Consider the following 13968-nt stretch of genomic DNA (forward strand, 5'->3'; position numbering starts at 1 on the left):
GCGGTCCTCCTCCCCGCGGCGGGGCCGGCACGGGTCGCCGGTTCAGGTCTGCTCGCTCGTGGTGACGGTCATCTTCGGGCCCGGAGCCGAGACGGACGCGATCTCCAGCCCCGACCTCGTGCCGTCCCACCACCGGCTGTCCGGCGCGGTGGCGTTGCCGAAGGCCGTCGCGAACGGCGCCCCGTACAGGTCCGAGGAGTCACCGGCGTTGGCCCGGTGCTCGAGGTCGAAGCGGTTGTCTGCCTGCTCGAGCGAGCACTCGTAGTGCCGCGCGGGCGTCATCTGCTCGTGGCTGTTGTCGCCCCGCTCGTCGACGTGCCAGATGGCGAGGCCGGCGTCGGGGAGCGAGCGGTCGCGTCCCACCTGCTGCCGGTTCTCCAGCAGGAAGTACTCGGTCGCGTTCCTGCGGTGGACGAGGAGGTCGTTGGTCCCGGCCTCGAGGACGAACGTCGCGCCCGGGGTCAGGGGGCGGACCGACGACGCCCAGCCCGAGGCGTGCTTGAGGTAGGCGCTGACCTGGACGGGGTTGACGTCGGAGCCGCCGAAGCACATCAGGCAGTAGTGCCCGACGCCGTTGCCCTGCAGGGTGGGGTTGGTGTCGTAGTCGTAGAGGTCGGGGTAGTCGCAGATCATGTGGCCGTTCTCGTGGCAGAACGTCCGCAGCGTCAGCCGGTCGCCGAGGTCGGTGATCTGGTAGTCGTAGAGCTCCGCCGTCGGTGTCACCCGGTAGCCGCTCCGCAGGTGCCAGGAGTGCGGCCAGAGCCCCTTGGCCCAGTTGTTGACCCGCTTGCCCGTGTAGAAGACGTTGAGCGCCCGCACGTAGCCGGCGTCGTCGGTCGTCAGCTGCGAGAAGTCGAACCCCTGCGCCACCAGGTCGTCGAGTGCCTCGGTGATCAGCTCCCAGGCGCGCAGCGGCTGCTCGATCGTCTCGTCGGTGTAGTGGGCCCGCTCGTGCCGGGCCGTGTAGTAGGCCGTGACCGTGTTGGTGTAGGTCAGCCGGCCGCCCGAGACGTCGGCGAAGTAGTCCCGGACGGACCCGTTGTTGCCGAAGCCGGCGTACCCCTGCTGGTTGCAGAAGTCCTCGACCTCCCGGCGGGGGATGGTGGCCGGGACGTCGGGGAACGCCACGAGCAGGCACAGGCCGACGTAGTCGCCGGTCGTCTCCTCCTGGGGAGGCGCCGGTGCCGCACCGTCCTGCGCGTCCCCACCCCGGCCGGCCAGCCGCTGCTCGTGGCGGACCCGCCACCGTGGCCGCTCGTCGGCCGCGGAGAGGGCCGACCGCGCGGAGACGCCCCTCGCTCCCCGCTGGGGGCGGACGTGCCGGGGCAGGTCGAGCAGCGCGGCGTCGACGGCGCCGACCCGGTCGCTCGTGGGGAGGAGTTCCTGCTTGTCCGGCGACAGCGTCGCGTACTGCCAGTACCCGCTGTCGGGGTCCTGCACGACGGTGTGCCCGTCGAGGGTCTCGAAGACCGCGGCGAACTGGTTGCCCCAGGCCCGCACCGGCAGCTCGGCGCCGTCGGGGTCGTGGAGGGTGAACTGCTCGCCGTCGTAGGGGAGGGGCATGCCGTCGCTCCTTCGTCCTGGGAGTCCCCTGGCCGGGCCGGCCGCGGGGAGGGACTCGCCGGACGGAGCCCGGGCACCACCCGGCTGATACCCCCGACGGCGAGGTGTCCCGGCGCGCGTGCCGGGTGTGGACCCGGTGGTGACGCGGCGGTGACGCCCGGCCGCTGGACTCGGCCCATGACGCTGACATCCCGCGTGGCCGTCCTGCAGCCGCGCCAGGCCATGGACGACGTGGCCGCCGACGACTCCCTGCCGGTCGAGCTGACCATCCAGGTCGGCACCGGCGACGCCGCACTGGCGGGCTCGGTGCCGCTGCACGAGTTCGTCGCGACGGCCGGGACGCTGACCCACGCCGACCGGGTCGTGCTGGTCGACCAGGCGCTGGTCCTGATGGAGGACAACTACGTCCACCTGCCGCTGAAGACGGCGATGCACGCGGTGAACCCGGTGCAGCGGCTGCGCCTGCTGCGGGCGCGGCTGGGACAGCAGACCGACGCCACGATGGACCCCGAGCGGGTCTTCCACGCCGAACTGTCGGAGGTCTTCCACTCGGTGCGCGACCTGCACACCAACTACCTGCTGCCGGAGCCCTTCGCCGGCCAGGTCGCCTACCTGCCGTTCCAGGTCGAGCGGTGCGTCGAGGGGGCGGCGCGGCGGTACATCGTCAGCAAGACCGCCTCCGGCGTCAGCGACCCGACCTTCCGGGTCGGCGTGGAGGTCCTGCACTGGAACGGTGTCCCGATCGAGCGGGCGGTCGCGGTCGCCGCCGACCGCTTCGCCGGCAGCAACCGCGCCGCCCGCCTGGCCCGCGGCGTCGAGTCGCTGACCATCCGGCCGCTGAAGCTGCACCTGCCGCCGGACGAGGAGTGGGTGACGGTCACCTACCGCGACGCCGACGGGGTGCGCCGCGAGTTCCGGGTGCCGTGGCTGGTGGCGCCCAACGTGCCACCGATGGCCGACGCCGGCGCCGTCACCACGGCCGCCGCCTCCCAGGGCCTGGACCTGCTCACCGACGAGGTGGGGCGCGCGCAGGCGCTGCTCTACGCGCCCCGGGCGGTCGAGCAGCAGCTCGGCGCGGCCGACGTCGACCTGTCCACGGAGCCGGCCGCGCCGGGGGCCGACGTGCCGACGTCGATGCCGCTGGTCTTCAAGGCGCGCAGCGTCGTCACCGCCTCGGGCACCTTCGGCCACCTGCGGGTCTTCCGGTTCGCCGTCCCCGACCCGCACGCCTTCCTCGCCGAGTTCGTCCGCCTGGTGGAGCTGCTGCCGCAGGACGGGCTGGTCCTCGACGTGCGCGGCAACGGCGGCGGGCACATCTTCGCCAGTGAGTTCCTCCTGCAGACGCTCACGCCGCGGCGCATCACGCCGGAGCCGGTGCAGTTCCTCTGCACGCCGCTGAACCTCGCGATCACCCGCCAGCACGCGGCCAACCCGATCGGCATCGACCTCGGGCCGTGGCTGCGGTCCATGGAGCAGGCCGTGCAGACGGGCGCGGTGTTCTCCTCGGCGTTCCCGATCACGCCCGAGGACGAGGCCAACGCCACCGGTCAGCGGTACTTCGGCCCGGTCGTCCTCGTCACCGACGCCCGCTGCTACTCGGCCACCGACATCTTCGCCGCGGGCTTCCAGGACCACGCCGTCGGGAAGGTGCTCGGCGTCGACGACAACATCGGCGCCGGCGGGGCCAACGTGTGGACCCACGGGCTGCTCGCGCGGCTGCTGCGGGAACCGGTGCCGGATCCGGACACCCCGTACGTGGCGCTCCCCCACGGGGCGGACATGCGGGTGTCGATGCGCCGCACGCTCCGGGTCGGGGCGCTGGCCGGGACGCCGGTCGAGGACCTGGGGATCACCCCGGACGAGCGGCACGAGATGACCCGCCGCGACGTGCTGGAGGGCAACCTCGACCTGCTGGAGCACGCCGGCCGGGTGCTCGCGGGCATGCCCCGCCGCCGGCTGGACGTGTCCGCGTCCCTGTCCGGTGGGACGCTCACCCTCGAGGTCGACGTGGTCGGCGCCGACCGGCTCGACGTGCACGTCGACGACCGGCCGCGGGCCAGCGCGGACGCCGCCGACGGGCACCGGACGATCCGGGTCGACGGCGTCCCGGGCGCCCGGGTCGTGCGCGTCGAGGCGTTCGCGGCCGGCGCCCTGGTCGCCGCCCGGACGCGCGGTGTCTGAGGACGCCGTCGTGCCGCGGCACCCCGACGAGGAGGAGGCAGCCGTGTCCCGCTCCAGCGCTCCGGGCCGCTCCCGGCAGGAGGTCCGCCTGGCCCTGGTCCTCAACGGCGGCGTCAGCCTGGCGGTGTGGATGGGCGGGGTCACCCACGAGATCGACCTGCTCCGGCGGGCGTCGCGGGTCGCCGCCGGGGAGTCCGAGGTCGCCGTCGGCGGGGTGGCCGAGCACGACCGGGCGGTGTTCGACGCCTGGGTGGACCTGTGCCGGCGCGCCGACGTGGGGGAGGTCGTCGTCGACGTCATCGCCGGCACCAGCGCCGGCGGCCTCAACGGCACCCTGCTGGCCACGGCGGTGGCCCGCGGGGTCCCGCTGGACCCACCCGGCGGCGACGGCGGCCCGCGGCTGCGCCGCGTCTGGGACGACCGCGCCCGCCTGGAGGAGGGGCGGCTGCTGCGCCGCCGCGAGGAGGACCCGCTGCCCAGCGTCCTCGACGGCGACTTCTTCCGGGAGGCGGTCCGCGAGGAGATCGCCGGGATGGGCGGCGCGGGCGGTTCCCGCGGCCGGCCCGTCACGCTGTTCGTCACCGCGACCGCCCTGGGCCCGGCCACCCGGCCGCACGTGGACTCCTTCGGCCAGCGCTTCGACGTGGCCGACCACCGCCGGCAGTACCGCTTCCGCCGCACCGAGGACGACGGGGTCGTCTACCGGCCCGGCGATGCCGATGCCGATGCCGATGCCGATGCCGACGCCTCGTGGTGGCAGCCGGCGCTCACCGACGACTTCGACGGGCCGGACGCGGAGAGCGCCCTGGTCACCGCTGCCCGGGCGTCGGCGTCCTTCCCGGTGGCCTTCACCCCGGTGCGGGAGGGACCCGAGCTCGCCCGGCGCCGGATCCTCCCGGCCGCGCCCGTGGAACGCGACGGCGACCGCTGGCTGGTCGACGGCGGCGTCCTGGACAACGCGCCCTTCCAGCCGGTGCTCGACGCCATCGGCCGCCGTCCGGCCACGGGGCCGGTGCGGCGGCTGCTGGTGTACGTGGTGCCCTCCCGCGGGCAGGCCTCGACCGGCCTGGACCGGGCCGCACCGGACCACCCTGAGGAGACGCCGGACGGCGCCGGCGACCACCCGGACTGGACGGGCATCCTCGGCTCCGCCGTCGGCTTCCCCCGGGAGGGGGACGTCCGCGCGGACGTGGAGGACGCGGCCGAGCTGCTGGCGCGCGCCGACGCGCGCCAGGCCGGACCGGAGACCCTGCTGCGCGCCGAGCTGGCCGCCCCCACCGGGGCCGCGGACGGGTTGCTGGAGCAGTACCGGCGGGCGCGGGCGGTCGGGGGCCTGCTCGACGTCCGCACCACCCTGGCCTCGGCCAACGAGGGCGGCGGGGTGGTGCTCGCGCCGGCCACCACCGTGGACCTCGACCGGCTGCTCGAGCAGGACCTGCCGTGGGTGCCTCCTGCCGGGACGGGCCTGACCCCCGGCCCCGGCGGCTGGGCCTGGGGCCTGGGCACCGCCGAGCGCGTGTGCCGCCTGCTCGCCGGCGACCTCCGCGACCGCGTCGCCCAGGGCGAGCAGCCGGGCGCCGGCGGGATCGCCGACGTCGTCTCCGCCCTCAGCCGGGTCGAGGCCGTCCGGGACGCCGTGTCCGCCCGGCTGGTCGAGCAGGCCGCCGGCGCGCCGGCCGAGGACGTCGCCTGCGCCGCCTGGGCGCGGCAGCACATCGAGGCCCTCCGGGCTCCCGCCGCCCTGGCCCACTGCGTGCAGCAGGCGGCCCGGGGATACGCCTCCGCGATCGGCGGCTCCCTCGACACCGCCGACGTCGTGCGCGCGGCCCTGGCCGTGGAGGTCGCCTCCCAGGCGTTCACCGCCTACGGGGCGTTCCGGCGGACCGCGCCCTTCCGGTTCCTGCGGCTCGGGCCGGACGTCGACAGCCCGTTCGTGGACCCCTCGGAGGAGGACGCCCGGCTCGCCCGGCGCTGGGGGGACAGGAAGCTCTACGGCACCCGGGTGATGCACTTCGCGGCCTTCGGCCTGCCCGAGTGGCGCGCCTGGGACTGGACCGCCGGCCGGCTCGACGCGCAGGCGCACCTGGCGCGCGCGCTGTCGCCCGACGACGACGAGACCCGCAAGCGGCTCGCCGACTGGCTGACCGACGTCCAGACCGCCACGGTGCGCGCCGAACTGGACCGGGACCCGGCCGCGTGGCGGGAGGAGCGGCAGGCGCTGCGCACGATCGAGGACGAGGACCTGATCGGCCGGCTCCGCAGCACGTCGAAGGGCGAGCACCTGGTCGTCGCCGTGGTCGACGCGGCCATGCGGGCCCTCCCGCTGCGCCTCGCCCTGGACCGGCGCGGGCTGCTGCTCAACACGCTGGTGGCGCGCAAGCCGCAGCAGCGCTGGCGCCCGCCGTGGGCCCCGGTCGCCCGGCTCGTCGTCCGCCGGCGCTGGAGGAGGTGGACCGACGGGCTCGGCCGGCGGACGGCCGGCGAGCGGGGGTGACCGGACGGGCAGCCGCCTCGCCGGTCAGGGGCGGCGTGCCCGCAGCAGGGAGAGCAGCGCCAGGGCGTAGGCCTCGGCCGGGTCGCGGCCGTTGAAGCCGCTCGTCGCGCCGTCGACGCGGAGCGTGACCCGGTAGCCCTCGCCGGTGGGCGCGAGCCCGGCGAACGCGTCGCCGAGCAGCCCGCGCAGCTGGTGCTCGGCCGGCAGCCACAACGCCTCGGACTGCTCGAGGGAGTCCAGGGCCCACTCGGTGGTGCCGTTGAAGCCGATGACCGGCCCGGTGGGGAACTGATGCACCTCGATGGTCATGTCCGAGAGCACGAAGACGTCGGAGTCCATCTCCTTGTCGGGGACGACGAAGCTGTCGCCCCGGGCGGGGGTCCACGTCAGCCCGGCGTCGCGCAGGGCCCGGGCGAGGGGAACGGAGAGCACGCCCCCATCCTGCGTCATCCCCGCCCGACCGGGCCGGGTGCCGGAGGGCCGTCCCGGGTCCCCCTTGTGGGGGACACCGGCAGCGACGGGAGGGGAGCGGGAGGGCGCGGGTGCCGACATGTCCCTGACCGCAACAGGAAGGGGCTCCCCGATGCCCGACGCAGGCATGCTCCTGGCGCCCTCGCTGCAGGACCGGACCGACGTGGCACCGTCTCCCGTCGTGTCCCCCCTGGGAGCCCCGCAGACGCTCGGTGACCTCGCCCTGCCGGTGCGCACCGTGCCGGCCGGGACGCCCCTGCCCGTCGTCGCGGACCTCCTCCGGACCGACGGCTCCCTGCGGTGGGTGGTGCTCACCGGCGCCGAGGGTCCGGTGCTGCTGACGCGCAGCTGGCTCGAGCGGCTCCCGGCCCCGCTGCGCGATCCCGGTCCCCTCCACCGCGGGCAGCGGCCGGCGACCGCGCCGGTCCCGCCCGGCACCGTCGTCCTGGCCGACGGGTGCACGCTGGGCGACGCCGCCGCCGTGCTGGCCCGCAGGCGCCGCACCGACGACCCGGTGCCCGAGGCGATCGTCGTGCGGACGGCGGGCGGACGGTACGGCGTCGTCCCCGTGGCCACCGTGTTCGAGCACCTCGCCCGGCACTACGCCCACCGGGCCGCGCACGACCCGCTGACCGGCCTGCCGAACCGTTCGTTCCTCGAGGAGCAGTGGGGGACGCCCGGCGACGGGCCCCGCCCCGGTGCGCTCCTCTACATCGACCTGGACCGGTTCAAGGACGTCAACGACCACCTGGGGCACGCGGCCGGTGACCAGGTCCTCGTCGAGTTCGCCCGGCGCCTGCGGTGCCTCGCCCGGGAGGGCGACCTCGCGGTGCGCCTGGGCGGGGACGAGTTCGCCCTGCTCGTCGCGAACCGGCTGACCCCGGCGCAGGCCGAGGGGCTCACCCAGCGCATCCTGCTCGCCGCCGCGGCCCCCGTGACGGTGTCCGCGGCCACCGGCGGCGAGGAGGTCGTGACGATCGGGGCGAGCGTCGGCGTCGCCGACGGGCCGGCCGACGACGAGCCGTTCGGGGCCGACGCGCTGGACACGCTGCTCACCCGGGCCGACCTCGCGATTTACCAGGCGAAGTCCCTCGGCCGCGGGCGGGCCGAGCGGTTCGTCCCCGACCTGCTGGCCGACCAGGAGACGGCCGACGAGGTCCGGGCGCGGCACTCGCTGGAGCGCCGGCTGCGCGCGGCGGTCGACGTCGGCGGTCTGACCCTGCAGTTCCAGCCGGTGGTGACGCTGCCCACCGGCCAGGTGACCGGCTTCGAGGCCCTGGCGCGGTGGCAGGACGGGGAGCTCGGCTGGATCCCCCCGGACCGCTTCATCCCGCTCGCCGAGCGCACCGGGCTGATCGTCGACCTCGGCCGCTGGGTGCTGCACACCGCCTGCGCGGCGGCCGCGGGCTGGCCGGCCGGGCCCTCGGGTGCGCTGCCGACCGTCGCGGTGAACGTCTCGCCGGTGCAGCTCGGGCGGCGCCGCTTCGTCGACGACGTGGTGTCGGCCCTGCAGGCCTCGGGCCTGGCGCCGTCGCGGCTGTGCCTGGAGATCACCGAGACGGCGGCGGTCACCGACCTCGACGCCACCGCCCGCCGGCTGGAGGAGCTGCGCGAGCTCGGCGTCCGCCTCGCACTGGACGACTTCGGCGCCGGCCACTCGTCGCTGACGCTGCTGCGCCGGCTGCCGGTGCACCAGGTGAAGATCGACCGCTCGTTCGTCGCGCGGGTCACCACCGACCCGGCCGACGCGATCCTCGTGCGGCTCGTCGTGGAGGCGGCCCACAGCCTCGGCCGGCGGGTGTGCGCCGAGGGGGTGGAGACCCTCGAGCAGGCCCAGCAGCTCGTCGCCATGGGCTGCGACGCCGCGCAGGGCTGGCTCTTCGGCCGCCCCGCGCCGGCACCCGTCCTGACCGGCGCCGGGCCGGGGGCCACCGCGGGGATCGCCGACCCCCCGCGCGCGTCCCTGCTGCTGCAGGGGGCCGACGAGATGGTGTTCGTCTCGACGCCGGAGCGGGTCATCACCTACGCCTCGGCCACCACCGGGCCGGTCCTCGGCTGGCTGCCGCAGGAGCTCCTGGGCCGATCGGTGCTCGCGCTGCTGCACCCGGAGGACGCCGAGCGCGTCCGCTCCGGCCTGCCGCTGGTGCGCAGCGGCACGCTCGACGGCACCGTGCACCGGGCGCTGGACCGCGACGGCCGCGTGCGGTGGCTGCGCACGTCGGTGCAGCGGCTGACCGACGAGGACGGCGCGCTGCGGGAGCTGGTGACGACCTCGCGGGACGTCACGGCGGAGGTGACCGCGCAGCAGGCGCTGCGGGAGAGCGAGGCGATGTTCCGCCACGCCTTCGACGAGGCGCCCATCGGCATGGCGCTGACCGGCATGGACGGTCGCTTCATCCGCGTCAACAAGGCCTACGAGGCGCTGGTGGGGCGCACCGCGGAGGAGTTCGCCGGCCTGTCCGTGGCCGACGTGACCCACCCCGACGACCTGGCCCAGGACGTCGTCAACCTCGGCCAGGCGCGCGACGGCACGGTGTCGGTGCACGACGTGACCAAGCGCTACCTGCACGCCGACGGGACCGTGGTCCCCGCCCGCGTGCGGGCGACCGTCGCGCACGACCTGGCCGGGCGGCCCCCCTACGTCTTCGCCCACGTGGTCGAGACGCCCGCACCGCGGCCCACCTGCGCCGACGACCGTCGGGCGAGCCGCTGCCCGGCCGGGAGGGGGACCGCGGTCGACGGGGGAGGGGACCGGCGCCGCTCCGCGGGGTAGGGCGGGTCCGACCGGCCGCGGCCGCGGGCCGGCACGGCCACGAGGGGAGCACCGTGGACGACGCGACGACGCCGCGCGAGGTCGTGGTGGGGGTGGACGGGTCCGACGGGGCGCGCACCGCCCTGGCCTGGGCGCTCCGGGAGGCGGGTCTGCACGGGGTGCCGGTCCGGGCGGTCACCGTCTGGCCGCCGGACCTGCCGCCGCACCGCCACGACGGCGGCGTCGGCCGGCCCGACGTCGCCGACCTCGAGGCGGACGTGCGGTCCCGGATGGCCGCGGAGGCCGCCGACGTCGCCGCCTCGACGGGGACCGACGCCGTCCCGGTGCACCCGGAGGTGCGGTTCGGGCACCCCGTGCAGCAGCTGGTCGACGCCGCCGGCGAGGACCGGCTGCTCGTCGTCGGCTCCCGCGGGCGGGGGCCGCTGCGCGGGGCGCTGCTCGGCTCGGTGAGCCAGCAGTGCGCCCAGTACGCCCGGGGACCGGTGGCCGTCGTCCGGGACGACGAGTCCACGCACGGTGCCGTGCTGTGGCAGGGCACCGGCAGCCGGGTGCTGGTCGGGGTCGACGGCTCGGCGGAGTCGGTGGCGGCGGTGCGCTTCGCCGCGGCCGAGGCGCGGCTGCGCGGCGCCGAGCTGCACGTCGTGCACGCCTGGACCGACACCGTGTCCGGCTACGGCGGCCCGCCGTGGGCGGTGCCCGGCACCACGCTGCGGGAGCAGGCCGACGTCGTCCTCCGCACGACGGTGCACGAGGCGTGGCAGGGGCGGACCCCGGACCTGCAGCTGCGGGCGGAGACCGTCGAGGGCGTCGACTGGGACGTGCTCACCGAGCTGGCCGACTCCGCCGACCTGCTCGTGGTGGGGTCGCGCGGCCGGACCGGCTGGTCGAGCCTGCTGCTCGGCTCGGTGGGCCTGCGCTGCCTCACCTACTCGCCGTGTCCGGTGGCGGTGGTCCGGTCGCCGCGAGCCGGGGGGTGACCGCCCGCGACGGTGGTCAGATGGCGGATGCCGTCCGCCGGAGGTCGGGGGATGGTCGGCGGGTGTGCCGGCCACGGCAGCGCCGGCCGAGGGAGGGCAGGTGTCCGACGAGCTGCAGGTGACCGAGGTCCCCGGGGACGTCGCGGCCGTCGTCGGCCGGCTGACCGCCGGGCTGCGCGCCCGCGGGGTCGAGGTGTTCGCGACCATCGACCACGCGGCCGGTGCGCGCGCCGCGGGACTGGAGCTGGCCGACGAGGTGCTCCTCGTCTTCGGCAACCCGGCGGTCGGGACCGCGCTCATGCAGGCCGATCCGCGCTGCGGGTTCGACCTGCCGCTGCGGGTGCTGGTGTGGTCCCAGGACGGCACGACCCGGGTGGCCTCCCAGGACCCCGCCGTCCTCGCCGACCGCTACGACGTCGGTGCCGAGCAGGCGACGCTGACGAAGCTGCGCAGACTGCTCGGGCAGCTCGTCGCCGAAGCGGGGGGAGGGCGGTGAGGCGGGGCCTCGCCGCCGCCGGCGCCGCGCTGGTGCTGCTCGTCGGCTGCGACGCCGGGAAGGACGCGGCCACCGAGACCGAGGCCCCGGCCACCGCGGGGGTGAACGCGCAGGCGGGCTCGGTCCAGGTGGTCGACGCCTTCCTCGACACCTCGGGCACGGTGCCCGCCGGCGGCGACGTCGACCTGCGCGCGGCGCTGGTCAACGACGGTGACGAGGAGGACCGGCTGGTCACCGTCAGCACCGCGGCGGCCGCGTCGGTCGAGCTCCTCGGCGAGGACGGCGCCCCGGCGGCCGGCGGCATCCCCGTCCCCGCCGGTGGCACGGTGGACGCGACGAGCGGCCCGGTGCGGCTGCGGCTGACGGGGCTGACCGAGGACCTGCCGGTCGGGCAGAGCGTGTCGGTGACCTTCGAGTTCGCCGTCGCCGGTGACGTCGCGGCCCAGGTCCCGGTCGGCACCTCGTGAGCCCCCCGCCGGAGGCCGGGATGGCGGAGGACCGGCGCCTGGCCGGCGCACCGGAGACGCGGGCGCGCATCGAGCGGGCCGCCGTGGAGCTGTTCCGCCGGCACGGCTACGAGGCGGTGACCGTGGGGGAGGTGTGCCGGGCCGCCGACGTCAGCCCGGCCACCTTCTACCGGCACTTCCGGTCGAAGGAGGACGTGGTCTTCGGCTACCGGGAGCCGTTCTCGTCCGCGCTCACCCGCGCCGTCGCCTCCGTGGAGGCCGACGTCCCGGGCCGGGACCGGTTGCCGGCCGTCCTCCTCGCCTTCGCCGACTTCCTGGAGTCCCAGCAGGAGCTGCTGGACCTGCAGGGCGAGCTGGTCGACGGGCACCCCGCCCTGCTGCGCCGCACGCTGGCGGTGCAGCAGCAGCTGGAGGCCCAGCTCGCGGCCGCGCTGGCCGCGCGGGGCGGCACCGCCGGACCCGCCGACGCCGACCTCGCGGCCGCGGTCGGGCTGGCGGTGCTGCGCGCCGCGGTCTGCCACCGGCGTTCGGGCGGGAGCCCGTCGATGCCCGCGGCGATGCGGCGGGCGCTGGCCGAGGCCCGGCGGATGCTCGGCTGAGCGCAGCACCGTCCCACCGTGCCGGCGACCGGGCCCGCGAACCGGCAGGATGACCGGCCGATGAGTCCGGGCTCCGGCGGGCGTCCTCCTGTCGGCGCCGGCGACCGGGCCGGCCGGGTGGAGGGGACGAGGATGGACGTGGACGGGCGCGGCGGGGCACGGGACGACCTGCAGGCCTGGGTGGGGCCGACGTACGACGGACTGGCCGCACTGCTGGCGTCCGGTCCCGAGGGGGTCTGGGACGCGCCGTCGCTGTGTGCGGGGTGGCAGGTCCGGCACGTGGTGGCGCACGTGACGATGCCGGTGCGGCTGACGCCCGAGCGGTTCGGCGCCGAGATGGCGGCGGCCGGCGGCGACTTCGGCGTCCTGTCCGACACCGTGGCCGCGCGCGACGCCGCGCTGCCGACCGCCGACCTGCTGGCCGCCCTGCGGTCACCGCAGCTGCACGCGTGGCAGCCGCCGGGCGGCGGTGCGGTGGGGGCCCTCAGCCACGCCGTCATCCACTCGCTGGACGTGACGGTCGCGCTCGGCCGGCCGCCGGTCGCGCCGGCGGAGGCCGTGGTCGCCGTCCTCGAGCACCTCGCCGCCGCCGGCGGCGCGGTGTTCGGCACCGACCTGACCGGGGTCCGCCTCGAGGCCACCGACACGGCCTGGAGCCGGGGCGACGGGGTGCCCGTCCGCGCGGACACCGGCTCGCTGGTCGCGCTGCTGGCCGGCCGCACGCTCCCGGACGGCCGCGCCCTCGGTCGCTGAGGCCGCCTGCCGGCGGGTGGCGGCGGTCGGTGCGCGACGGATCCGCAGTCGGATGGCCGATGTGCCGCCGCCGTCCACCCGCCACGGTGACGGGACGCACCCACCGTCCCGGGAGGTCCGGCCGTGTCGTCCGATCCCGCCCCCGCACCCAGGTCCGCCGGCGACGCCTTCGCCGGCAGGCTCACGCGCACCGAGGTCCAGCGCGGACCCCTGTCGGTCCCCGGCCGCGTGGTCGTGCAGGTCCTCACCGAGATCCCGGTCGGCGTGGAGTCCGGGTGGCACACCCACCCGGGGGAGGAGGTCGGGTACATCGCCGCGGGGACGGTGGAGGTGCAGGTCCAGGGGCAGCCGCCACGGACGCTGCACGCGGGGGAGGGGTTCCTCATCCCGCCCGGCACCCCGCACAACGCCCGCGACCTCGGCCCGGGGACGGGGCAGATGCTGTCCACCTACCTCGTCGACCCGGCGCAGCCCCTGGTCACCCTGGTGACCGGGTGACCGGGTGACCGCCGGGTGGTGACCGCAGGACCTCGGCACCCGTGAGGCTGGTCGGCTCCGCGCGGGGAGAGGCCCTCGTCGCGGTGGCGCTCGGGGTCGCCGTCGCGGTCACGGTCGGCTGGGCCCGGTCCCCGGCTCTGGGGCTGATGCTGGGCTGGGACACGGTGGCGGGGCTCTACACCGGCTGGCTGGTGTTCGGGCTGCTGCGCATGGACGCCGCGGCGACCGCGCGGCGGGCGACCACCACCGACCTGAACCGGGTGACGACGGACGTCATCCTGCTGGTGGCCGCCATCGCCAGCCTCGTCGTCGTGGCCGTCGTCCTGGCCCGCGCCGACCAGGGGAGCGGACCGGAGGAACTGCTGCGGGTGGTCCTGGGCGTGGTGTCGGTCGTGCTCTCCTGGGCGCTGGTGCACACCCTCTACACGCTCCGGTACGCCGCGCTGTACTACGCCGAGCCGGTGGGAGGGATCGACTTCACCGGCGCCGAGGCGCCCACCTACCGCGACTTCGCCTACCTGGCGTTCACCGTCGGCATGACCTTCCAGGTGTCGGACACGACGCTGCAGTCGACGGTGCTGCGCGGCACCGCGCTGCGTCACGCGCTGCTGTCCTACCTGTTCGGCACCGGGATCCTCGCCACCACGATCAACCTCGTGGCGAGCCTGCGCGCTGGCTGACCGGCGCCGGGCGCCG

Annotated in this window: 12 protein-coding genes; 10 read left to right on the forward strand and 2 right to left on the reverse strand. The window is 76.4% G+C overall.

Annotated features, from left to right (window positions below; all coding sequences use genetic code 11):
- Positions 1-42 precede the first annotated feature (42 nt).
- Positions 43-1563 (reverse strand): M6 family metalloprotease domain-containing protein, encoded by a 1521-nt coding sequence (locus ACI8AD_RS12740; protein WP_456870897.1) that lies wholly within the window; start codon positions 1561-1563, stop codon positions 43-45.
- Between the two features lie 177 nt (positions 1564-1740).
- Here ACI8AD_RS12740 and ACI8AD_RS12745 point away from each other — a divergent pair, with 177 nt between their 5' ends.
- Both ACI8AD_RS12745 and ACI8AD_RS12750 read left to right on the forward strand, forming a co-directional pair.
- Positions 1741-3744 carry a S41 family peptidase gene (locus ACI8AD_RS12745; protein WP_456870898.1) on the forward strand — a complete coding sequence of 668 codons (2004 nt, stop codon included), beginning with the start codon at positions 1741-1743 and terminating at the stop codon, positions 3742-3744.
- A gap of 43 nt (positions 3745-3787) precedes the next feature.
- Positions 3788-6238, forward strand: coding sequence for a DUF3376 domain-containing protein (locus ACI8AD_RS12750; RefSeq protein WP_456870899.1), 2451 nt, complete (start codon positions 3788-3790; stop codon positions 6236-6238).
- A 24-nt stretch (positions 6239-6262) separates the two neighbouring features.
- On the opposite strand, the gene ACI8AD_RS12755 is transcribed toward ACI8AD_RS12750, so the two are convergent.
- Positions 6263-6670, reverse strand: a complete 408-nt coding sequence (locus ACI8AD_RS12755; RefSeq protein ID WP_456870900.1) for a hypothetical protein — start codon at positions 6668-6670, stop codon at positions 6263-6265.
- A gap of 220 nt (positions 6671-6890) precedes the next feature.
- On the opposite strand from ACI8AD_RS12755, the gene ACI8AD_RS12760 reads away from it, so the two are divergent.
- The 8 genes from ACI8AD_RS12760 (at position 6891) to ACI8AD_RS12795 (ending at position 13952) form a co-directional block, all read left to right on the forward strand.
- On the forward strand, positions 6891-9482 hold the full coding sequence (locus ACI8AD_RS12760) for an EAL domain-containing protein (protein WP_456870901.1): 2592 nt from the start codon (positions 6891-6893) through the stop codon (positions 9480-9482).
- 53 nt (positions 9483-9535) lie between these two features.
- On the forward strand, positions 9536-10459 hold the full coding sequence (locus tag ACI8AD_RS12765; RefSeq protein WP_456870902.1) for a universal stress protein: 924 nt from the start codon (positions 9536-9538) through the stop codon (positions 10457-10459).
- Between the two features lie 100 nt (positions 10460-10559).
- Positions 10560-10955, forward strand: a complete 396-nt coding sequence (locus ACI8AD_RS12770; protein ID WP_456870903.1) for a DUF302 domain-containing protein — start codon at positions 10560-10562, stop codon at positions 10953-10955.
- A complete protein-coding gene (locus tag ACI8AD_RS12775) occupies positions 10952-11422 on the forward strand; it encodes a copper chaperone PCu(A)C (RefSeq protein ID WP_456870904.1) in 471 nt (156 codons plus the stop codon). Before ACI8AD_RS12770 ends, ACI8AD_RS12775 begins: the two co-directional genes overlap by 4 nt.
- Before the next feature lie 20 nt (positions 11423-11442).
- The gene (locus tag ACI8AD_RS12780) at positions 11443-12021 is read left to right on the forward strand and encodes a TetR/AcrR family transcriptional regulator (protein ID WP_456870905.1); all 579 of its coding nucleotides are present in this window, start codon (positions 11443-11445) and stop codon (positions 12019-12021) included.
- Between the two features lie 132 nt (positions 12022-12153).
- A complete protein-coding gene (locus ACI8AD_RS12785; protein ID WP_456870906.1) occupies positions 12154-12774 on the forward strand; it encodes a maleylpyruvate isomerase family mycothiol-dependent enzyme in 621 nt (206 codons plus the stop codon).
- Positions 12775-12897: 123 nt separating this feature from the next.
- The gene (locus ACI8AD_RS12790; RefSeq protein ID WP_456870907.1) at positions 12898-13272 is read left to right on the forward strand and encodes a cupin domain-containing protein; all 375 of its coding nucleotides are present in this window, start codon (positions 12898-12900) and stop codon (positions 13270-13272) included.
- Positions 13273-13313: 41 nt separating this feature from the next.
- Positions 13314-13952, forward strand: coding sequence for a DUF1345 domain-containing protein (locus ACI8AD_RS12795; protein ID WP_456870908.1), 639 nt, complete (start codon positions 13314-13316; stop codon positions 13950-13952).
- Positions 13953-13968: the final 16 nt, after the last annotated feature.

It is taken from the genome of Geodermatophilus sp. SYSU D00766 (assembly GCF_054049915.1).

Coding starts and splice junctions, on each gene's coding strand:
- ACI8AD_RS12745 (WP_456870898.1), top strand. CDS start 1,741: ATGACGCTGACATCCCGCGTGGCCGTCCTGCAGCCGCGCCAGGCCATG.
- ACI8AD_RS12785 (WP_456870906.1), top strand. CDS start 12,154: ATGGACGTGGACGGGCGCGGCGGGGCACGGGACGACCTGCAGGCCTGG.
- ACI8AD_RS12780 (WP_456870905.1), top strand. CDS start 11,443: ATGGCGGAGGACCGGCGCCTGGCCGGCGCACCGGAGACGCGGGCGCGC.
- ACI8AD_RS12740 (WP_456870897.1), bottom strand. CDS start 1,563: ATGCCCCTCCCCTACGACGGCGAGCAGTTCACCCTCCACGACCCCGAC.